Source organism: Enterococcus sp. AZ170 (assembly GCF_050545135.1).
GTDB classification, from domain to species: Bacteria; Bacillota; Bacilli; order Lactobacillales; family Enterococcaceae; genus Enterococcus_L; species Enterococcus_L ureilyticus.
Window position 1 is genome coordinate 1,103,967 of record NZ_CP172947.1, and the last position, 22,397, is coordinate 1,126,363.

Annotated in this window: 22 protein-coding genes; 21 read left to right on the plus strand and 1 reads right to left on the minus strand. The window is 35.1% G+C overall.

From position 1 onward, the window contains the following. Nucleotides 1-2 precede the first annotated feature (2 nt). From IGJ55_RS05370 to IGJ55_RS05460, 19 genes are all read left to right on the plus strand, one after another. Nucleotides 3-956 (plus strand): nucleoside hydrolase, encoded by a 954-nt coding sequence (locus IGJ55_RS05370; protein WP_429950621.1) that lies wholly within the window; start codon nt 3-5, stop codon nt 954-956. Nucleotides 957-1,002: 46 nt separating this feature from the next. Then, a complete protein-coding gene (rbsK, locus tag IGJ55_RS05375) occupies nt 1,003-1,908 on the plus strand; it encodes a ribokinase (RefSeq protein ID WP_069638814.1) in 906 nt (301 codons plus the stop codon). Nucleotides 1,909-3,062: 1,154 nt separating this feature from the next. Beyond that, nucleotides 3,063-4,190, plus strand: coding sequence for a tyrosine-type recombinase/integrase (locus tag IGJ55_RS05380; protein WP_430607622.1), 1,128 nt, complete (start codon nt 3,063-3,065; stop codon nt 4,188-4,190). A gap of 269 nt (nt 4,191-4,459) precedes the next feature. Continuing rightward, nucleotides 4,460-5,188, plus strand: coding sequence for a winged helix-turn-helix domain-containing protein (locus IGJ55_RS05385; RefSeq protein ID WP_069638812.1), 729 nt, complete (start codon nt 4,460-4,462; stop codon nt 5,186-5,188). Nucleotides 5,189-5,242: 54 nt separating this feature from the next. Beyond that, nucleotides 5,243-9,379: a pectate lyase-like adhesive domain-containing protein gene (locus tag IGJ55_RS05390; protein WP_430607625.1), complete on the plus strand. Its 4,137-nt coding sequence runs from the start codon at nt 5,243-5,245 to the stop codon at nt 9,377-9,379. Nucleotides 9,380-9,392: 13 nt separating this feature from the next. Then, nucleotides 9,393-9,740: a hypothetical protein gene (locus tag IGJ55_RS05395; protein WP_430607628.1), complete on the plus strand. Its 348-nt coding sequence runs from the start codon at nt 9,393-9,395 to the stop codon at nt 9,738-9,740. After that, nucleotides 9,737-10,543: a WxL domain-containing protein gene (locus IGJ55_RS05400; RefSeq protein ID WP_207120691.1), complete on the plus strand. Its 807-nt coding sequence runs from the start codon at nt 9,737-9,739 to the stop codon at nt 10,541-10,543. Before IGJ55_RS05395 ends, IGJ55_RS05400 begins: the two co-directional genes overlap by 4 nt. 35 nt (nt 10,544-10,578) lie before the next feature. Continuing rightward, nucleotides 10,579-11,394: a WxL domain-containing protein gene (locus IGJ55_RS05405; protein WP_430607630.1), complete on the plus strand. Its 816-nt coding sequence runs from the start codon at nt 10,579-10,581 to the stop codon at nt 11,392-11,394. A gap of 88 nt (nt 11,395-11,482) precedes the next feature. After that, nucleotides 11,483-12,625, plus strand: a complete 1,143-nt coding sequence (locus IGJ55_RS05410; RefSeq protein WP_207120693.1) for a DUF916 and DUF3324 domain-containing protein — start codon at nt 11,483-11,485, stop codon at nt 12,623-12,625. 250 nt (nt 12,626-12,875) lie between these two features. Further along, nucleotides 12,876-13,316, plus strand: a complete 441-nt coding sequence (locus tag IGJ55_RS05415; RefSeq protein WP_242550999.1) for a hypothetical protein — start codon at nt 12,876-12,878, stop codon at nt 13,314-13,316. A 19-nt stretch (nt 13,317-13,335) separates the two neighbouring features. Further along, nucleotides 13,336-14,019, plus strand: a complete 684-nt coding sequence (gene lepB / locus IGJ55_RS05420; protein ID WP_207120694.1) for a signal peptidase I — start codon at nt 13,336-13,338, stop codon at nt 14,017-14,019. A gap of 1,016 nt (nt 14,020-15,035) precedes the next feature. After that, the gene (locus IGJ55_RS05425; protein ID WP_069638804.1) at nt 15,036-15,323 is read left to right on the plus strand and encodes a TIGR04197 family type VII secretion effector; all 288 of its coding nucleotides are present in this window, start codon (nt 15,036-15,038) and stop codon (nt 15,321-15,323) included. Between the two features lie 20 nt (nt 15,324-15,343). Next, the gene (locus tag IGJ55_RS05430; protein ID WP_069638803.1) at nt 15,344-15,700 is read left to right on the plus strand and encodes a DUF3958 family protein; all 357 of its coding nucleotides are present in this window, start codon (nt 15,344-15,346) and stop codon (nt 15,698-15,700) included. Further along, entirely contained in the window at nt 15,690-17,054 is a 1,365-nt protein-coding gene (locus tag IGJ55_RS05435; protein WP_083244275.1) for a hypothetical protein, read from the plus strand. Before IGJ55_RS05430 ends, IGJ55_RS05435 begins: the two co-directional genes overlap by 11 nt. 5 nt (nt 17,055-17,059) lie before the next feature. After that, nucleotides 17,060-17,695 carry a DUF443 family protein gene (locus IGJ55_RS05440; RefSeq protein ID WP_069638801.1) on the plus strand — a complete coding sequence of 212 codons (636 nt, stop codon included), beginning with the start codon at nt 17,060-17,062 and terminating at the stop codon, nt 17,693-17,695. A gap of 55 nt (nt 17,696-17,750) precedes the next feature. Beyond that, nucleotides 17,751-18,365, plus strand: a complete 615-nt coding sequence (locus tag IGJ55_RS05445; protein ID WP_430608131.1) for a DUF443 family protein — start codon at nt 17,751-17,753, stop codon at nt 18,363-18,365. A gap of 2 nt (nt 18,366-18,367) precedes the next feature. Further along, nucleotides 18,368-19,015 carry a DUF443 family protein gene (locus IGJ55_RS05450; RefSeq protein WP_430607634.1) on the plus strand — a complete coding sequence of 216 codons (648 nt, stop codon included), beginning with the start codon at nt 18,368-18,370 and terminating at the stop codon, nt 19,013-19,015. Nucleotides 19,016-19,055: 40 nt separating this feature from the next. After that, a complete protein-coding gene (locus IGJ55_RS05455) occupies nt 19,056-19,358 on the plus strand; it encodes a DUF4176 domain-containing protein (protein ID WP_010764374.1) in 303 nt (100 codons plus the stop codon). 103 nt (nt 19,359-19,461) lie between these two features. Continuing rightward, on the plus strand, nt 19,462-19,725 hold the full coding sequence (locus IGJ55_RS05460; RefSeq protein ID WP_430607637.1) for a DUF443 family protein: 264 nt from the start codon (nt 19,462-19,464) through the stop codon (nt 19,723-19,725). A gap of 793 nt (nt 19,726-20,518) precedes the next feature. Here the strand turns inward: IGJ55_RS05460 and IGJ55_RS05465 are convergent. Beyond that, nucleotides 20,519-21,397, minus strand: a complete 879-nt coding sequence (locus tag IGJ55_RS05465) for a hypothetical protein (RefSeq protein WP_430607640.1) — start codon at nt 21,395-21,397, stop codon at nt 20,519-20,521. A gap of 514 nt (nt 21,398-21,911) precedes the next feature. On the opposite strand from IGJ55_RS05465, the gene IGJ55_RS05470 reads away from it, so the two are divergent. After that, nucleotides 21,912-22,121, plus strand: coding sequence for a TIGR04197 family type VII secretion effector (locus IGJ55_RS05470; protein WP_430607642.1), 210 nt, complete (start codon nt 21,912-21,914; stop codon nt 22,119-22,121). A 90-nt stretch (nt 22,122-22,211) separates the two neighbouring features. Then, nucleotides 22,212-22,379, plus strand: a complete 168-nt coding sequence (locus IGJ55_RS05475) for a hypothetical protein (RefSeq protein WP_167331071.1) — start codon at nt 22,212-22,214, stop codon at nt 22,377-22,379. Nucleotides 22,380-22,397 lie beyond the last annotated feature (18 nt).

Here is a 22,397-nt window from a genome sequence, read left to right on the forward strand (position 1 = left end):
TTATGTCAAAAAGAAAAGTTATTTTAGATTGTGATCCTGGTCATGACGATGCGATTGCCCTTTTAATGGCACTAGCATCTGACGAAATCGATTTAGTCGCGATTACAACTTCAGCTGGAAACCAACTGCCAGAAAAAACATTCAATAATACTAGAAAACTCTTAGCACTAACGAATCGAGAAGATATCCCAGTCGCAATGGGTGCGTTAAAACCGCTTAGAAGAGAGTTGATCATTGCAGATGATGTCCATGGTGAAAGTGGTCTAGATGGTGCTGAATTACCTGAGCCAACGGTAGCTCCAGCAACGATTCGTGCCAATGACTTACTCGCAAAAATGTTAAGTGAAAGTGATGAAAAAATAACGATCGTTGCAACGGGTCCTTTAACGAATATCGCGATTTTCTTACTCTCTCATCCAGAACTAAAAGAAAAAATTGAACTGATCTCCTTTATGGGCGGTGCTTGCTTTGGCGGAAATATCACCCCACATGCAGAATTCAATATTTATGTTGACCCAGAAGCGGCTGATATCGTGGTGAAATCAGGTGTTCCTGTCGCTATGTTTGGTTTAGATGTGACCTTAAAGGCTCAATTATTTGAAGAGGATATTAAAGAAATCCGTGAAATCGGAAACCCAGTCGCAACGACAATGGCAGACTTGCTAGACTTCTTCAATTTAACAACAACAGTACCATTTTTAGCAGAAGAAGGACATGTTGAAGGAATCCATATGCATGATCCATGCGCGATGGCCTATGTTATTGATCCGTCTATGTTTAAAGCCTTACCTATGCATGTTGAAGTGGAAACGAGTAATACCTTATCATTAGGTAGCACAGTTGTCGATTATGATGATTTATTCAAGAAGGAAAAAAATGTTGTGGTTGGATTTGATGTCGATCTTCCCAAGTTCAAAGAATTGGTGATTCAAACAATCAACCATTTTTCTAACTAAGTAATCATGTAATATGAAGCGTTTGAAATGGAGGGACGTTCAGCCAATGAACAAAGTTACGATTATAGGGAGTATCAATTCAGATACAACGTTAAGGATGAAGTATCTGCCAAAACCTGGTGAAACACTTCACACCACTGAATTATTTACTTCCGGTGGCGGTAAAGGAGCCAACCAAGCCATCGCCGCAAGAAGAAATGGCGCACAAACTGCTTTTATTGGAGCGGTTGGCAAGGATGATACGGGAAAAAGAATGATTACGTTATTAGAAAAAGAAACCATCGATATATCAGGGATAGAGGTCATTGACAATCAAAGTACAGGAAGTGCCTATATCTTACTTGATAGTTTTGGAGAAAATAGTATTATCATTCATTCTGGAGCAAATAATCATATCACGAATGCACAAGTCAAAGCATACCAAGACTTAATTGAAGCAAGTGATTTTATTATTGCCCAATTTGAAAGTACGCTGGATAGTACGATTCAAGCGTTTAAACTAGCCAAACAAAACGGTGTAAAAACCATCTTGAATCCAGCGCCTGCTTTTGAACAGATTCCGCCTGAACTATTAGCACATACGGATTTAATTATACCGAATGAATCAGAAGTTGAAATATTAACAGGAATCAAAATTTCCTCCGAGCAAAGCATGAAAGAAGCAGCTGACTATCTACACAATTTAGGTATCGAATCTGTTGTGATCACACTTGGTAATAAGGGCGCTTTCTACGATGTAAAAGGAAAAAGCGGGATCATTCCAGCTCTTAAGGTCAAAGCAGTGGATACAACAGCTGCAGGTGATACCTTTATCGGGGCAATGGTCTCTGTTTTGCAGAAGGATTTTAGCAATCTAGAAGAAGCAATTAAGTATGGAACCAGAGCTGCGGCTTTAACGGTTCAGCGATTTGGAGCACAACCATCGATACCCTATGGGAGTGAATTGCTGTAGCAGAGAGTTATTTTGGATAGAGTGTTTTGATGATAATAGAAGCAATAACTGAAATCGTTTAAAGAGGGAACTATCAAATAATGGTAGTTCTCTTTTTATTGTTTGGAGCAATATCAATAGACTTTTATTGAAATACTCCTCATATTTTTTTCTAATTGAAAAGTAAAACCGAAGAGCTTCAACAAAAAGTTTAGGAAAATCACAAGAGAAGAATTATTTTGATTTCTGATATTTTTGCTAGTTGTGAGATTTAATCTTGTTATGTTGAATGGTATGTTTAAAAAAGATTGCGTATAAGGAAAAAGGAATGACGAAAGTTGGAATTGTAAATAGAAAAGGCAAAATTATTGAATACCAGTTAAATTGTAACTATAGATCCAAAAGAACAGCATTAGGTTCAAAAATTATTTTGATATTAATGAGACTATCTAGTTATTGTACATATATGCGAGTGAATAGTTGCGCTTAAGTATAATTAGCTCTAAAAAAATAGTTTATAGTCTTTTTTTAATTTTTTATATAAAATGATGTTATAATTTTACATTTAGTTTTTTTAGTATTACAATTATGGGATATAATGTTACATAGTTTCATGAAGATTAAGCTAGCTTTTTTTTAAGACTATAGGCCTAATACAAAATCAATAATAGTGTATTTGCAAGTTTAGTAATTGTTAGTTTGTTTCTGACAGAACTATTTAAGATATTTATAGTTGTTGGGAATCTAATAGCTGTCTTGGATTTGATAAGAAGACAAAAGTAAATAAATGTACATAAACAAAACAGGTCGTTTAGAAAATAAGCAATTTCTAAACGACCTGTTTCCTATATAAGATTAATGTTTTTATTCTTATTTTTTATGGTATTCATTTTTTTTTATATCTTGAAAGAATTAAGTTCAAGATATTTTTATTCTTTATTATATGTACTCAAAAGAGTGGAATTCATTACTTGTATAAGTATATTCTATTATTTTTAATTCGTCTAGTACTAAAATATCTTTTTATTATCAATTTTTTATGTAAAAACGCAAAAAAATGATAATTTTTGATTGTTTTGTTGATTATTTTTAGTTTGGAAAAGAGATATTTATATGTATAATTCTTTTTTAGCCGTCAAAAACCGTCAAATACAAATGATTTAGGAGGAAATAATATGTCAAAAAGAGGAGAAAATATCTATAAGCGAAAGGATGGGCGCTGGGAAGGTCGTTATAGAAAAGGCCGGGATAAAGAAGGCAGAATTATTTATGGATATGTTTATGGAAAACAATATAATGAAGCAAAAGAAAAATTATCAAAAAAAAATGCAGACTATTCTATATACGGAGAAGCGTCTGCAAAAGAAGAAATGATGGTAGACGAATGGTTACATTATTGGTTAAATATTTTAATGAAAAATAGAGTCAAACCTTCTACATATTCAAATTATAGAGGGCGAATTAAACGACATCTTTCTCCATTTTTTAAAAACAAGCAATTATCTGAGCTAGAAACATCTGATATCGACAGATTTATTTATTCATTGTATCTATCAGAACTCTCTTCCAACACTATTCGCAGTATTATTAGTATGCTAAGAAGTGCGCTAAAAAAAGCCGTTAATGATAATAAAATTTCAAAAAATCCTTGTCAAGGAGTCATTTTACCCCCATTAATGAAAACAGAAATAAAAAGTTTAGATAGAAAGCAACAAAAAAAATTGGAACAAATTGCTTTATATAAAAAAGAGTGCTCAGCAGAAATTATTGCCTTGTATACAGGTATGAGAATCGGGGAGATTAGCGGGTTAAAATGGGAAGATATCGATTTCAGAAATAATAGAATTATTGTAAAAAGAACCATTTCCAGAATACCTTCAGTAACAGAATCCCACAAGACTGAGATTATTATAGGGAAACCAAAGTCGATTAATGGAGAACGTGCCATACCGATATCTAAAAATCTGAAGAGATATTTAATGGAAAAAAAACAAAAGAGTACGAGTATATTCGTCATTTCCTGCAAAAACAGTTTTACAGAGCCACGTATTATTAATTATCGTTTTAAAAAATCAGTAGAAGAAGCAAAAATAGGCCCGGTTCACTTTCACGCATTGCGTCACACTTTCGCAACTAGATGTGTTGAATCAGGCATTGATATTGCTACATTGAGTAAAATCTTAGGACATGCATCAACCAAAATGACGCTCGATATCTATACAGATTCTTTGTGGGAAACTAGACGCTCGGCAATGATGGTAATAGATAAACAGCTTAATTATGATGAAAAGGTAACTTTATAATGCATGAAGGACATTCGGTAAAACGCTGAGTGTCTCTTTTTTTAGCCGTCAAATGAATCGTCAAATTATCTCGTAGAATGAGTAGTAATTGGTTGAATCGAAAGAATATCTTGAACTTAATTCTTTCAGGATATTCATTGTTTGTTTTTTACTATTAGCGCGACAAGTACAATTTTCAGATCAAAACATCTTCAATAGTAATTTACTTTTGAATACATACTGCGAAAAGTTTTTAGTTCTGGATATAAATTTAGTAGGAGGTACCTGTGATGTATACTATCGGTATTTTTCGAGATTCGTCTCAACCTGTATTGGATTATACCAAAGAATTTGTAAGCTTAGGTCATGAGGTTACGATTTTACAAGTTGGAGACGTGGGTTCTGAGCTAGTAGATGTAGATGCATTTATTATTGAAGAATCAGCTTTAACGGAGTTATCTTGTATTTGCAAAAATATTTTGGAATTAAGAATGAGATTGAATAAATTAATCTGGGTGTTGTTGATTGATAATAATGAAGAAGTAAAAACAAAAAAGAAAATTTATCTACAACTAGGTGCAGATGGTGTCTCTGTTTATGAAGAAGAATTTGTTCTACAATTTTCCAATATCTTAAAGCGAATTGAGAATAAAGATGACCTCAAAATTTTACAGAATATATCAACGACTAAGGCATTACTAGAATTACTCCCAGAAAATCTAAGTGTTTTAAGAGAAGGAAAAGTCGAAATTAACCTAACCAAATTGGAATTTAAAGTACTGGAACTTCTTTTTAATAAACATGACAAGGCTTTATCCTATGAAGAAATCTATCAACAGATTTGGGCAAATGAAAATACTGAGAAAAAAGAGTATCGAGTTAGTAATATTATATTCCATTTAAGAGCAAAAATTGAAGAAGACCCTACTTCACCAAAATTTATTAAGACGGTGCGAACAATCGGTTACAAATTAGCGCTTAATCAACAAGTACATGATGTTGGGATGAATAAAGCTTGAAGGAGGTGAGAAAACTAAGAACATTGTTTTTAAACTAAAGGGGCAGGAGGGAAAATGAATGAAATGATAAAAAAAAGAAAATTTCAATTAGTTGGAATGAGCATAGCCATTCTTTCAATCCTCATTTTAGCTATGCTTTCACAGGTGTTTACTTCATCAACCAAAATTTTCGCTAAATCACCAATCTCCTTGACAACTGTTGAAGATGAACGCTATGCAAATGAATTCTTTCATTTACAAATTTCTGACACAAGAGCACAAAATGAGCTGAAGAAATCTGATGATAGTAATCCATCAACTGATTTGGGTGAGCAAAAAAAGGATTGGCAAGTTTATCTGCCAGAAGGCATAAATTTTGACGAAACAGAAGAAAGAGACATGCTTTTAAAAGAAGACCCAAAAGTAGAGTTCCCTGTTTTTAATTGGAATGATGAAACACGGATGTTGACGATTACAGTCAATAGTGATAAATCTTCCTTGAAATTAGCATTATTAGCAGACAAAAGTGGTGATTACTCACTACGATTAGCTGATGAAGCAGGTAGCGTTGCACAACAAGAGCTAAAACTTTCGGTAAAAGAAGCGAAAGAGGCAACAGCCAGCAGCCAAGCTTCTAACAATGTAAATTTCGTTCAGCCAAGAACATTAAACACTCGAGCTGCTGGTACAGCAGAAGTGACTGATTGGCAAAGTTTTGTTGAAGCAATCGCCGATAACACAGTGAATACCATTTCATTACAAAATGATATTACACTGTCTGGGACGTTGAACAACTATAAGGATCTATTTAGTGTTAGTTCAGTTGATCTAGCCAGTGCGCAGAATGTCTATTTGTATATCAATAAAAATGCGACTGCACGCTCCCTGACAATTGATGGAAATGGTCATAACTTTAATTTTGGCAACTTAGCGATTGGTTTTCTAAACCAAACGAGTTATGTCTCAGGAAGTTCTGGAACCATTTTTGGCTATTGGGATTTAAAATTTCAAAACATTAACATGAGTTCCTCAAACTATTCTGGACCATTTTATATTTCATCGTATACGGCAACTGAAAGTGCCACGAATGGGTTAACGGGAACGATTCGAAGCAATGCGAATATTTCTTATGATCTTGATTCAGCTACCAATACGAGAAATGTGACAGACTTTTTAGGGTACACGATTGGTCTAAATGACCCATGGGTAACAAATGTTGAACTATTAAATGATATCTATACAAACGCCCCAACCTATTCATCTAGTTATTTTATTTATAGTCCGTATTTACGTTACTCTCAAAATGTGACCACAGCGACATCGATTGGAATTGCTTCTGGTGGTGAGTCCCATATGTATTTCCAACTACAAGGAAATGCACGGACGGTTAAAGTCAACGGGAACAATTACACACTAGATTTTGGTTCGCTCTGTTTTTCGTTCCAAGCCTATAATAATAACGGTTCAAAAGCATGGGATATCCAATTTAGTAATATGACGGTTTATCATGGTAACTACTGGGGTGCGATGATTTTTAACAATGGTGCCAATGGTGGGAAAATGACCATGGATAATTATACTGGGTATGGAACTCAGTTTTTAGAATCACAACAAACCACGTTAACACTAAAAAACAAAGTTCATTTGGAGCAACAACGTACGTGGACTTCTGTAAAGAAAGACGGCACAACGATTCGTACGTGGAATGTAAATAACTATCAACAAGGAAGTTTAGCGATTTCTACAGCCGTTGTAGAAGATAATGCCGATGTTTATATTTCTTCTCTAGGTTCCAACGTACTGTATATACCATCAGGCAGCTTTGCCATCGGTAAAAATGTCAAGCTTAAACTGGAACGTGGCGATCAAACAACTGCAGCCGAATACTACAATACCAACTTGAACATTTCAGGCGGGTCATTATCTGTAGGCGAAGGTTCCACCGTTGATATCTTAAATCATCATGCGACATTTGGTGGTGCGGTCTACCTAGGATCAGCTTCATCTGAATTAAATATTGGGAAAGATGCGACGGTAAATATTCAAACAGATGCTTATTCTGGAACGGGGAACAACAATATAAACTATAACCCAATCTATATGAATGGCGGGTCGATCAACGTTTCAGGGAATTTAAATGTGAAGGGTGTAAACATGGGCGCCAGTACAACTGATTTATTCTATGTTGCAAATAACTCCACCTTTATCGTCCAACCGAATGCTTCGTTTGATATTCAAAGCGATAGCACATCGATCACGCAATATTTATTGCGAATGGGTGGAGCGTCATCAACTTTTAAATTCTCAGATGCTAAACGAGTGAATCTTCAAAAAAATAGCGCATTAACTAGCGGTACATCTACCAATAATGGGTTGATTTGGTCTCAAGGAAACTTGGATGTGTCGGTTCAAAATGTCTTCCAATGGTCATTGAATAATGTGGCTGGTGGGGCTGATGGTGATAATGGGTACACATATGAGTACATTCCGATGAGTAATATGCGATTAGCTTATGGAAGTGGCTTTAATCCTACAATCACAGCATCTAATGCGATGACAAATGAAACGTTAACTAGATTTAACGCGAATTTTACAACGAGAGGACAACAACGAGTTCTCTTTACCCGAGTGCCAGATCCAAATATTGCGATTCATAGCATTGCAACTGATAATCGTGGCAATAATAGTTCGACCACTGTGTCTGGCTATGCGATTCCAAATGCCTATGTCCGCATTTGGGATGTACCAGTCAATAACTCGATCACGGCAGCCTTTGATCCATCAACTGATAGCGTAAAATCACCTGTAGAAGATACGTCTACTCCAGCTGAATACCGTGCGAATTTTACAACGAAATCAGATGCGGCAGGGAATTGGTCCGTAACCGTACCAGCCGGGCATTATTTTACCGCTGGAAGTGTCATTCACGCCTACGGATTTGCGAATCTAAAAGCCGAAGAAGTGACACAAACAGTCTTGGATAAAACACCACCTACAGCTTCACCGGTGACCTATTACATGACAAAAGGGGATACGTTACCTGCACCAAAAGACATGGTGAAAGACGTTAGTGATACAAGTCCAGTCAATACTGGTTTTGATTATGCCTATACGGATCCTACTACGGCAGAAACAGCAGCGAATACGCCAGGAACTCACACGGTACAGATCAATGTATCAGATCAGGCGGTTGATGCTGATGGAAATCCAGCACCGAATACCAAAGTCGTTGAGTCAACATTAGTTGTCTATGACCAGGCTTCAGGTGTTTCAGGCTCTGATTTTGAGGCATCTTATATAGATATTCGAAATCTATCAGAAACAGAATTAAAGAATTATATCCTGCAACATAGCAAGCCAGAAGCCTATAAACTAGCAAATGGAACCAAAACAGACCTGACTCAATTTGTAACAGTAACGGACTTTGGTGGCTTAAATAATGTGAGCGAACTTCAACCAAAAGCATATCCTGTGACATTAACAGTAAAAGCAGCTGATTCAGGATTGCCTACAGACATTACAACGACGATTCAAGTGACAGTAGTTGATGTTGATGCCGTATTATCGGTTGAATTCTTGAATGAAGCAAATCAAGTTTTATCTGGCTATACCGTTAAATTAAATACGCAAGTCGGGGACACGATTGACTTAACAAAAGAAGAGAGTGTCACCACACAACTTACGAATGTCACGAAAGCCGGGTATGATATTGCCGAACGACCAGCTAATGAAACAGCGGTGAAAATAAATAATACTGCACTAACCGTTCAATACAAAGTGCAAGGCGTATTGAGTTTGACCTCAGTACCAAGTGCGTTAGACTTTGGCTCACTAGCGTATAATGCAACAACGAAACGAGTAGAAGACCCAGAATTTGATCAGCAATTAGTGGTCACAGATACTCGGGCAGATGCCAAAAACGGTTGGAACTTAACGGCTACATTGACAACACCGATGAAAAACAATAGCGGTCAAGAATTAGTCAATGCTCTGCGTTATGTTACGAGCGGTAAGGAAACAATTTTAAATAATAATGCGCAGGTCGTTTACACCAATAGTAAAGGCACAGCAGGTAGTTTTGATATCAGTGACAGTTGGGGGAAAGCAGCAAATACTGACGGGATAAAATTACAAGTTAATTCATCTGATACCGTTTATACAGGAGATTATGTTGGCGTAATTACGTGGAAAGTCATGGCTGGACAACCATAAAGGAGAGTGGAAAATGAAACATAAAATAATAACATTAATCGTCTGCTCTCTGGTTGTATTGATCGGCATGTTTAGTTACTCAAACAGTTCAAGTGCGAATGAAGGAACAGGTGGGCAAGTCAATCGAGGCGGTAAGATTTCATTTTACGAAGAATCGACAGAACCGTCTGATTCCTCTACCAGTACTGAATCAAGTTCATCCACAACGACAACTCCGAGTACAACAGTGAAACCAGCTGGAAAAACACTTCCTAGTATGGGGGAGCTGCTAAAAAACTACGGCATTTTCGGCATAGGTATTCTATTCCTATTGCTATTGCTTCTCTTTTTACGAAAACGTAGAAAGGGGGAGCAAAAATGAAGTTAAAACAAGTCGGTATCTGGTCGTTAGCAATCGCCAGTTTGTTTCTAGCCATTGAATCAGGCATCATTGCACAAGCTGCCCCTGAGACGCTTGATCAATCAGGTTCAGTCAGCATCAAAGGAAGCGTGGTAACCAATCCTATTGACCCTGAAAATCCAGAGAATGTTGTTGATCCGGGGGAGAGCCCTTCAATTGAAGGGTCACTTCGTATTGATTACGTTTCTGCTCTTGATTTTGGTGAAAGCAAGATTTCTAAAAATGGACGTGATTATCACGCTCTTGCGCAACAGTTCTTTGGTGAAACTGGTCCTAGAGGGAGCTACATTCAAATTACCGATCAACAAGCAGAATCGTCCGGTTGGACCCTACAAGTCAAACAAAACTATCAGTTTACGAATCCTATTATTCAAGAAACGAATGAGCAGGATTTAAAAGGTGCGGTTCTTTCACTAGATAAAGGCTGGGCAAATTCCAGCGGTACGAGTGAAGCTCCTACCGTGATGCGAGAAACGATTGCCTTAAATTCGATTGGTTCAGCCTATGAAGTCGCAACTGCCAGAGCAGGCAGCGGTAAAGGTGTTTGGACTATTGCATTTGGCGCATCAGATACCAATTCTAGCAAGCAACCTGCAACACTGACACCTGTAGTAGATCAAACGGGAAAACCAGTGATAGACAGTCATTATAGTAAACCAGTGTATAGCAATTCAGCGATCACACTAAGCATACCGGAAACAACAAAAATTCATCCGGTAGAATACCAAACGGAGATAACTTGGATTTTAGCCAAGTTGCCTTAATAAATAACACACAAACAATTAGGAGGAACATCAATATGAAAGCAAAAAGTCTTTGTGCATCAACATTAGTAGCAATTTTAGGAGTAACAGTTCTAGGAGCGGCAACACCTGCATTCGCAGCACCAACTGAATTAACGTCAGATGGTACTGTAACAGTTACAGAAGGGACTGCCGGTGGTGGTGAATCTGAAACAGTCGATCCAGAAAAACCAGGTGAAGTATTACCAACGCCAGATCCAGAATCTCCAGATGAAAACACAAACACAGAACAAGGATCATTAGTTATTGAAAAAACGACTGATTTGGATTTTGGTTCTGTTAAAACATCTGCCAACACTGTAACAAGCTATGCAAAACCAATGACATTTAACGGTGGAACAACAAAACGTGGTGCTTATGTACAATGGGCTGACGTTCGTGCCGGAGGCGTTTTCGGATATACAATCACAGCACAATTAACCAAACAATTCACATCAGGAACAAACGTATTATCTGGTTCAACAATTGACTTCAGCAACGGACTTGCTGCAGCGCAAGGAGATAATACAAATGCTGTTCCTTCAAACGTTCAAACTGGTTTCCAATTAACAGAAGCGGCGAACGATGCAAAAACAGTCGTTGTAGCTGATAAAGATAAAAAAGAAGGAAAAGGCCGTCACATCATCGAATTTGGTCAAAGCTCAACATCACAAAACGGAACACCAGGAACAGATGCAAAATCTGTAAAATTAACAATTCCTGCAGCAACTGCTTCAAACATGGCTGTAGCGGATTACACTGCTACTGTAACTTGGAAAATTACTGCTGCACCAGCTGCAGAAGAAACACCAGAAGTAACGCCAGAAGGATAAGCAGGATCTTCGATTTTTGCAGAGGAACAAGTTTAACTTGTTCCTCTGTGTACATAGAAAATATACTTTAGAATAGATGAGGTTAGTTATGAAATCACATATAGGATCTATAAAACAATGGGTGAGTATTTTCTTGAGTGTCGTGGTTATTGGATTCTTTTTTTTAAAAGCAGTTCCTGGTTATTCCGCTGATAAGAATCCAGCAGGTGTTACAGGGTTTACGTACAGTATTACGTTTCCAGATAATCAAGTAAAAAAAGATTTAGGCTACTTTAAATTAAAAATGGACCCAGGTAAAAATCAACAGATTTCTATCACATTAAGCAATCCTGGTACTGAAAAAGTGACAATCGATGTTAAATTGAATGGGGCAAAGACGAACCAAAACGGTGTGATTGAATACGGTGAATCAACAATTAAAAACGATCCATCCGTACAATTTGATTTTACCGATATTGTCACTGGACCAGAATCAGTTGAGCTAGCACCAGGAGAAACCAAGAATCTTGATTTGACCATTCAAATGCCAGAAACAAGTTATGATGGAGTGATTGCTGGTGGTATCCAGTTGATGAGAGCAGATCAAAATGGCACCACTTCTAATGAAGGAGGCTCAAAAATCATTAACCAATATGCCTATGTGATTGGTGTTGTACTACAAGAATCAGAAAAAGCTATTGCACCAGATTTAAAATTGAACAGTGTGAAAGCTGGCCAAAGCAATTATCGCAATGCTATTTTTGTGAATTACTCTAATGTGATGGCAGCGTATTTAGATAATATGACTGTTGAAGTTCAAATTACAGAGAAAGGGAAAGAGACTGTTCTATATGAACGCAAACAAACCGCAATGAGAATGGCACCAAATTCCTTTATTGACTTTCCTGTCAGTATGAACGGTGAGCGGATGGTTGCAGGAGATTATGTAGCAAACATTCTCGTGACCTCTGGCGATAAAAAATGGAAATGGACTAAAGACTTCAACATTTCAGATAAAGATGCGAACAAATTCAACGAGCGAGATGTAGGTTTAGTGCAAGAAAAAGGGCTGGACTGGAAATTGATCGCCCTAATCGTTGTTGGTATTTTAGCCTTAATTATCCTAATTTTCGTCATTATTCGCATACGCAATAAGAAAAAACAAGAAAAAGAATTAGCCTTAAAAAAAGAACGTAAAAAGAAGAAACAACAAGGGTCATCTAATGGAAAAAGCAGTAAGAAAAAGGATTAGGAAAGTATAGGAGCTGTAGTGTATGTCTGTTTTAGATTGGATTTTCATCATAGGGATAGCACTGTCAATTGTTGCGCTCCTAGGGTCAGGCTATTTTTTAGTACAGTTTTTTCATAAACGTAGACTGCTAAAAAAACTTCCAAATAAGAAATTTAAAAATAAAAAGAAAAATAGAAAAATCGCACGAAAAAAACGACAGTTGATAAACCAGAAAAAAAAGAGCATACGCTTATTTTGGGTAATGTCATTTGTGACAGTTGTTTTAGCTGGTGGCATCTCGTATCTTTCTTACTACCAGTCGATGAATCTCACAACAGGAGATTCAGATTCTGTTGTGAAAGGCTATTACCTACTGCGAGACTTTGAAGACCAACTGATTGTGGCACGGGATAAAAGCGACGACGAAGAAAAATTGCAAAAAAATATTCGTTACTTAGCGACTTCTATGGCAAGCTACGGAACAAAAAAAGCAAGTGACATCAATTCCGAAGAAGGACAAATCACTTTGAATCGTTATTATAATTCGATCAAACAATTAGGAATGAATGCAAGTACACAAACAAAAAACTTTTTCGGAAACCAAGCGTTAGTGGACAGTTTTTTAGCAGACATCAAGAAAGCACAAGACTATGAAAAACAAACATTTGATTATTACAAAGTGAATGAATCCGCCTTTAAAGAAGAAAAGTAATCTGAGTGAGTGATTTCTTATGGAGAAAAAACCAAAGCACACAATCAAACAGAAAAAAAAGCCAACAACCAAACGAAAAAAACGTCCTTCCCAAAATGTACCTGTAAAAAACACGAAAAAGAAAAAAAGACCAAACCTTAATAAAAAGTCTAAACGAAAAAAACAACGTGTTAGAAGCTATCTTAAAGAACTGATCATGGCCATAAGTTTGGGTGTCGTGTTAATGCTTTTCATCACTTCCTTTTTCCTGACCATCGCGACGGTCCGTGGTTTTAGCATGATTCCGACGTTACGCGAAAAAGATCAAGTACTTGTTCAAAAAACAACGAACCTCAAACGCTTTGATTTAGTTGCCTTTAAAAGTGGCAATGGGAACACGCAAATTAGACGAATCATTGGTCTGCCAGAAGAAAAAATTGCGTACAAGGACGATACACTTTTCGTGAATGACCAGCCAGTAGACGAAAAATTTATTATGGATGAAATCAATGAAAGCCAACGCAATGGTAAAAATTATACAGAAGATTTCACGAATCGAACGTTGACCTCTTCTGTTGCGATTCCTGAGGGATACTACTTAGTTTTAGGAGATAATCGACCGTATGCGACCGATAGTCGGCATTATGGTTTGATTGCAAAAGAGAATGTGATTGGGAAAGTTACGATGCAGCTTTTGCCGTTTGGTGAGATGAAGAGTTTTTAGAGTGGAAATATAGTACAAAAAGGATGGAGATGTTCCATCCTTTTTTGTACTATATTCAAAGTTAGCGAAGATGAACTAAAGGCTGTATAAAAAAACACCTTTCCCATCATTAGTAATATTTTCTGATAGCATAATTTGATCCATATAAAAACTCCCTTTACATTTAAGTTCGCAAAGGAGGAAAAAAAATCTTATTTGATGAAATCACTGTTGTCAGAGTGAGTAATTCTCCAAAAAACATAAAGTGAGTATATCGAGTACGCTATCAAAACTACAAAAAATAGTTTGCTTAGATTTATCATAGAATTTCCTAAATCATAATTGATAGAAAATTCTTTTTGCAGTTTAAACTTTTCTTCCAATGTTAATGTTTCAGGGTCTTGAATAGGTAAAAAATTCAGTGTCAGAAAAGTTCCAACAACTCTCAAAACTATAAATAGACAACTAAGTGTAATGATTAGCAACTTATTATATTTTATGAAAACTCACTCCTGTCCTAATTTATCTTGACATAGATCTTACTATTTCAATTTTATAAGGTTTTATATATCATAGCATAGCAATAGTTATTCCCAAAACCGACAGCAAAATTATTACTATATCCATTCGCTTGTCGTTTATAGGACACTGTATAAGACACACCTCGTAAAGCTGTGAGTAAATGTCCACTTGTGAACGTATGTGACCCTGTGAAAGATCCTAAAGCTCTACCTCCTCGGAAAGCTTCAGCTTTTAAACGACCATTGTAAGAGCGCATTAAGTTTTCACTGGTTGCTGTATATAATAATAGTGAAGTAGGAAAAAAGTGTATATTTTTGGATCAATTTAAAGATTGAAAACAGAACACATATTCAAACTGATAAATGTATTTTATAATTTCCTTTTAAGTAAGCAAACAAAACATTTGAAAATTATATATTTACATTGAGTTGTTTACGAATTACAATTAAGTATATATACTATTATAAAAACTAAGTCGTTAGACGTTTACTTTTTAATTATAGGAGGAAAAAACGATGCCAAAGGATATAAACAGTAATGCCGCAGTAGCACAAGCTGTCGCTACTTCTATAGCATCATCGGTGAGTTCTCTAAATCAAGGGACAACGATCACAAAAGATACCCAAACAACTGTTGCAGGCAATAGCAATGCGCAACAGGCTATCACGCAACTAACGACCTTTAACACCTCACTTGTCCAAGCCGTTACCCAAGCAAGTAACAATATCCGGTCAGTGGCAGCTGAATTCGAAGCAGTTGATCAACGAATCGCTCAAATGCAGTATAACCAAATGCTTCCTTAAGCTGAAAGGAGGAATAAAGTATGTCCAACCTTGAAGAAATCAACCAACAAAAAATCCAACTCGAACGCGAACAAGAAAAACTCGAAGATCTAAAACGTGACATCAACCAAACAGAAGAACATTACGAAGAATATTTTTTCTATCAAAAGCAATTATTCAATGAATTACAAGAAGAATTTGCTCAAAGCCAGACAGATATGTTGTATCAAGATATGGCTGAACAAATCAACTGGCAAAGCCGAGGCGTTCAAGAATTTTTAGAGGAGCAACAGCAAGAACTAAAAAAACAAACAAGAGCATTAGAGGATCAACAAGAAGACTTACATTGGCAAGAAATAAAAACAAAAGAAGAAAGGTCGGAACAGCATGAGTATTGATATGTACCTCGGTCAAGCGAGAGGCCAAGCATCCAGTGTTAAAAGTGCGTGTAGCCAATTAGCACAAGGCTATACGTCGTTGATGCAAAGCAATCAACAGTTTATGAGTGCAGGCGAACTATCAAGTAAAGGCTATGACTCTGCCAAAGAATTCTTTGCGGCAGTGATCCAACCTTTAGTTCAAGGTGCCGAAGTAGGCGCGGACATGACAGCAGAAGCTTGTCAAAAATTTGTGGATCAATATACATCTGAGGTTGATAGTATTGATTTAAAGTCAGATGACTTAGAAAGACGAATCCGACAAATCAATACATCGATCCTGAATATGGAGAGTATTAATCGAGGCTTGCCAAAGCTTCCGACAGGAACGAATCCATTGGAACAAGCCAATCGGCGGATTATTGAATCGTTAGAGACGACAAAACGTGATTTAGAGAAGAAGTTAGAGAAATTAATGACGTTTAATGGAACATCGCCTGCTATTTTTGATGGGGTGAATAGTTTTTATTCGACGTTGTCGCAAGGCTTGCAGCAGGCGAATAGTGGGTTTAATCCTGCGACTGGGACGTTTTCGGTTCCTAAAGGGAAAGCGTTGGATTGGACGAAAAAAGTTAGTAGTACTTATGATAAAAGAGAAGTGGATAGAATTGCTAAGCTTTTTCCAGAAAAGGTAACGTCAAAGGATTTACTTATTTTAGCAGATATTCAAAAAAGGGATAAAGATATAACATTTCCAAAGAAAGTCTTAGAATCATTAAAGAAAACCTTTGGAAAGTATGCTGATGATTTATCTGGTATAGAGCTAGATGCACTTTTAGAATCAGCAGGGGAGTATCTTAATTTCGATGCTCTAGGCAGAATGTTGACTAATGGAAGTTCGTCCTTCACTGCCTTTGGTTTAGCAAATATTAATAGTGCTTCTATGAATGCAAGTTTAAATGGAGCAAGTTCATATGCTGTTGGTCAAATGACAAAAAATATTGGATTACCTGTTGCAGGCTTTACAATTGGGATGATGATTGATACGTCTCAAGGAAGTAGCATGGGACAAGCTATTTCTCATAATGTAGCAGTAACTGGTACTGCTACTTGGATAACGGCGGGTACTACAATGGCTGTAGGAGCACTTCTTGGCAGTAATCCTGCTGGTTGGGCAGTTGCAGGAATAGCAGTGGGAAGTAGTTGGTTAGCAAATAAAATGTATGACAATAATGTTATGGGAATACAAGATATGAGCAATGAATGGGCCGATAATTTTGATAAAGGTGCAAAAAAGGTAAGTGAAGGAATAAATAAGATAGGTCAGTCTGTATCTAAAGGTTTTGATGATCTTGTTTCTGGTTTTGGATGGTGAAGAATATGAAAATTTATGAATCAACTAACAAAAGATACAAATTAGTAGAACTAAATGAAAAATGCTATCTATTAGATGTAGATAGTAAAAAAATATCTTGGTTTCTGCCAATGTTTGTATGGCTACTTCCGTTCAAAGCAATAGAAATAGATAAAGGAGTGTTTGAGAAACTGCTAACCAACAAAAAAGCTGGTTATGGCGTTGTTCAGATTGTGTTCCTATCTATACTTATTGGGAGACCGTCCACATGGCTAATCAATATGATTTTTCAAAATATAACTATTTCAGAAATAAAAATGAGAGCACTTTATTTGATTGCTGTTAGCATACTTTTAATATGCTATCGTGCAGTTATTTCCGTTTATAATAAGCATAAGATGAAAAATGAATTGGGAGAAAAAAGGCAAGAAATAGTTATCAGTATAGAAAAAGAAAGTATAACGAGCTATTACAAAAGGAATAGTTTAGTGGCATTATTAATAGTTTTCCTAGCTATCTTTGTTGTGGGATATATTAGCGTGTTCTATTCTTTTGATATGATTGTGATTTTTATTATTTGTGTTTTGTTTTCTCTATTCCTTAATAGAGGGTATGTATATCCTTATGGAAGTAGTTTTTGTATGAATCCCAACAAAAAATAAGAAAGCTTTGTAATCGTCTCTGGAGGTGTAAAAGGTAAGAATAGATAATTCTAAAATAAGTCGCTACAAGCTAGCAATTCTCAATGAAAAAAGCTATCTCATAGATATGGATACAAACAAATGGATTTGGTTCTTTCCTATGATTATCTGGTTAAGTAAACTACAAGCGGTAGAAATAACTAAGGACCAGTATAATCTTCTAAAACGTGATAGTAAATATTCAGCATCAACAGGTACAAACATTGCAGCTATTGGTTTAGGTGGTGTGGTATATAGTTTTCTTAAAGGGATAATCGATATTGTCTTTCAAACAGCAACAGTTAGTTCTTTGATAATTTCCTTTTTAGTTATTGTGATGATAGCTTTTATCTTGAGATATATCGTATCTTTAGTGAACATGTATCAATTAAAAAATTACGAAATAAATCAAAAAACAGTGGGATATATCCAATTAGCAGAAAAGAATCCATACTACAAAAAAATTTGTTTACAATCTATGTTCATCTTTTTAGGAGTTTATTTTTTATTATTGTATTTGTATCTTGCTTATCTAGAGGCAGTAGTTTTAGTGATATTATTAATTCTTTCGTTTGCCTTGTTTTTCCTTAATACTCTCGTTGTTAAACCCTACAGTGATATGTCGTATAAATATATAGAATATGGTAAATAGAAATGAGAGTAGAAGATACGTCTATACCTCGTTTTAAATTAGCAACAATCAATAAAAAGGATAAGTATTTAATTGATTTAGATTCACACAAATCAACTTGGCTGATTCCAATGTCTACGTGGTATGTTGCTAACAACGCTACAAAAATTAATGAAGACCAATATACTAAGCTTAAAAAAATTCCTAAAAACAAAACGGGCGCTTTAATATGGTCGTTTTCTGGATTTATGCTAGGTGGTGTAATTTATGCTTTTATGAAAGGATTAGAAAGTATATTTTTTGAAGAACTAACAATGAATCTTATGTTTTTAGCTGTTCTAATCGCTTTTTTCTGTAGTTTCATATTTAGATATGTACGATCTGTAGTTAATCTTAATAAGTTGAAAAAGATTTTTAATGAGGAAACAACAATAAAATTAGATCATCTGATTGTTTTAAAGAAGGATAATAATTTTTATAAAAAACGTTGTGTAACTGGAACGATTATTTTGATAGCAATATTAGTTTTTCTGTTGTCCTTATTGATCCAGGCTAAATCCTTAACGGTTATACCAGTCATATTCATCTATTTAGTGTTTGTGTCATTTTTAAACACGTCAATAGTAAAACCTATGGAAAACATGGAATATAGTTATAAACCTGAGAAATAGCATTAAAATGCCAAGGTTCAAGTGAAAAGGAGTGAAAATTATGTTAACAATCGGTAGTATCGTTTACTTAAAAGAAGGTAGTCAAAAAATTATGATTTTAAACAGAGGCCCTGTTGTAAATGAAAATGACAAAAATGTTTTGTATGATTATAGCGGTTGCAGATATCCAAGCGGTTTAAATCCTAATGAAGTGCTTTATTTTAATCAAGAAAATGTTGATTCTATTTTGTTCAATGGTTATACAGATGAGGAAGAAGAACGGTTTGAACAATTGTATACTGAATGGCTAAATGGTGAAGGAAAGTTGATTGAGAGAGGGATTGTAAGTAAACCTCTTGGATAATATTGAAAAAATTTAAGATGCAGTAAGCTGTCAATAACTATTCAGTTATTGACTCTTATTCTATGTTAGTAATAAAAAACTATAACTAAACGAACGATTGGATGTGATAAAACTGGAGTTTACCACTGCAAAACCTCTTTATAATAACCATCGCTATAATGTAATACATTCTCAATCAAACTACTATCTAATTGACAAAGATAGTTCATTCTTAGGTTATTTCTTTTTCGGATTAAATTGGCTAATGCCACAAAAAGCGTACATCTTAAATAAAAGCCAAGCTGACGATTTGCTAATTAATCGAGTTGAAACTAAAAATAGAAAAGTGTTAAGCAGCATTTTAATAGTGCTAATGATTTTAATATAGTATTACCGAATTTGTTAATTCTTTTTTATGCTTCAACAAGCATAGAAAAGAGCCAGCTTATTGAAATTGGAATTACATTTATGATGATTCTATCAAATCTGTACATATTTTTGATATTGCTTATAATATTAAATTCAAAATATATCAAAAGTAGTAACAGTTCAATAGTCATTGATAGAAATGCATGATAGGAAAAATATCTTTTTTATAAGTGCCATTCCACAGTATAGAACAAGTCTATCCCGTTAACGTGGCACTGAGATAGACTTATTTTTTATATTTTTATCGCAAAATTCTGCAATTCTTTCCTAAATTTAAACGCTCTTGATAAGTAAGATGTAGAGTTCAGGTTCATCCTCAATATTGTCAAACGCCCATTTGGCCGATCTGCTTACTGATAACCAATCCAACTACGATACTTTCTGATAGTATAATTTGATCCATATAAAAACCCCCTTTACATATAAGTACGTAAAGGAGGAAAAGATCTTATTTGATGAAATCACTGTTTTCAGAGTGAGTAATTCTCCAAAAAACATAAAATGAGTATATCGAGTACGCTATCAAAACTACAAAAAATAGTTTGCTTAGATTTATCATAGAATTTCCTAAATCATAATTGATAGAAAATTCTTTTTGCAGTTTAAACTTTTCTTCCATTGTTAATGTTTCAGGGTCTTGAATAGGTAAAAAATTCAGTGTCAGAAAAGTTCCAACAACTTTCAAAACTATAAATAGACAACTAAGTGTAATGATTAGCAACTTATTATATTTTATGAAACTCACTCCTGTCTTATCTTGACATAGATCTTACTATTTCAATTTTATAAGGTTTTATATATCCACGAGATTGCATAGCATAGCAATAGTTATTCCCAAAACCGACAGCAAAATTATTACTATATCCATTTGGTTCCCAAGCAAAATCAAATATATCAGTTACTTTTACAGTAGTAAAGTAATTTCCATTTGCTTGTCGTTTATAGGACACTGTATAAGACACACCTCGTAAAGCCGTGAGTAAATGTCCACTTGTGAACGTATGTGACCCTGTGAAAGATCCTGAAGCTCTGCCTCCTCGGAAAGCTTCAGCTTTTAAACGTCCGTAGTAAGAGCGCATTAAGTCTTCACTGTCTACCATTTTAGCCCAAGTATCATTCGTATTGTAATACGTTGCTGGTGTATATGCTGAGTTGACTCTGTTTGCTGGAACAATAGCACGTCTCATATAATTAGCAGTCTGCCAATGCCCTCTCCGTTCTACCAGTTTAATTCCGGCAGCGTATGCTCCTAAAGCAATATCATAAGGTGTTGCAACTAAAGCTCTAGACGTTCGAGGTAAGTTGCTATCCAAAGATGAGTCAACATTTTCCTCAGCAAATTCAAGATGATTTTCTAATTTTTCATCTTGATTATGATCGTATTTTTTTAGCTCAACTAGAACTGAATTTAAAAATGAATTGAAATCTTCACTAGAATCATTTTCGGAAGGTACCTCATAATACATATCAATAGTGCTATTGATATAATCTGAATTTGCAGGTTCCGCTGAGGTGAGTTCCTCAATCAGATTAGTATTATTCTCACTAATTTCATATTTCTCTTGAGCCTCAACCTTTGTAGTAAATCCAAAACAAACGAATAATGAAATTCCCCACAAAACTTTTTTCATACTATTCTAATTCTCCCTTCATTTATTATTTAAAGTATATTATATTGTTCTTTTAGTGTCAATATTCATTTTAGTTGTAATCATTTGTATAGTGTTGATTTGATAATACAGACATTTACTATTAGGAGTTGTAAATACATGATAGTTGATTTCTTTATTTCAGAAAAAAGGAGAAATAACCGAGAATTGATAACCATACTGACATACTTATAAAATTTTAGAGAATATTTTCAAGTTAAGGGGGTGAGAAGCTAAAATGTGGAAACGATATGTTGCCGTATATAATGGTGAAGTAGGAAAAAAGAGCATATTTTTGGATCAATTTAAAAACTAAAAAAAGAGCACATAATTAAGTTGAAAAATGTATTTCATAATTCCCTTTTAAGCAAGCAAACTAAACATTTGAAAATCATATATTTACATTGAGTTGTTTAAGAATTACAATTAAGTATATATACTATTATAAAAACTAAGTCGTTAGACGTTTACTTTTTAATTATAGGAGGAAAAAACGATGCCAAAGGATATAAACAGTAATTCCGCAGTAGCACAAGCTGTCGCTACTTCTATAGCATCATCGGTGAGTTCTTTAAATCAAGGGACAACAATCACAAAAGATACCCAAACGATCGTTGCAGGCAATAATAATGCGCAGCTGATGAAATCATATGGGTTACTGGTACATGGCATAATAGTTTATTGTGTCAACAATAAACTTAAATGATTATTATATAAAAAAAATTAGGTAGTATTGTCAATATACTCTTTAATGCAAATGGTTAGTAAAATAAAAAATTTTGTTGGAGGAACGATTATGGCAAATGTGAAATATATTGGAAATGATACTAAGAAATCAGAAAAAGGAAAGATCCATACTAGAAACGGAAATCATACAGCATGTGGTGCTCGGATAGATGACAACCCACAAGATTGGGTAACAACAACACAATCTGTTACTTGTGAAAAAAAAGGATGTAAGTAATCACAAAAATATTACTTT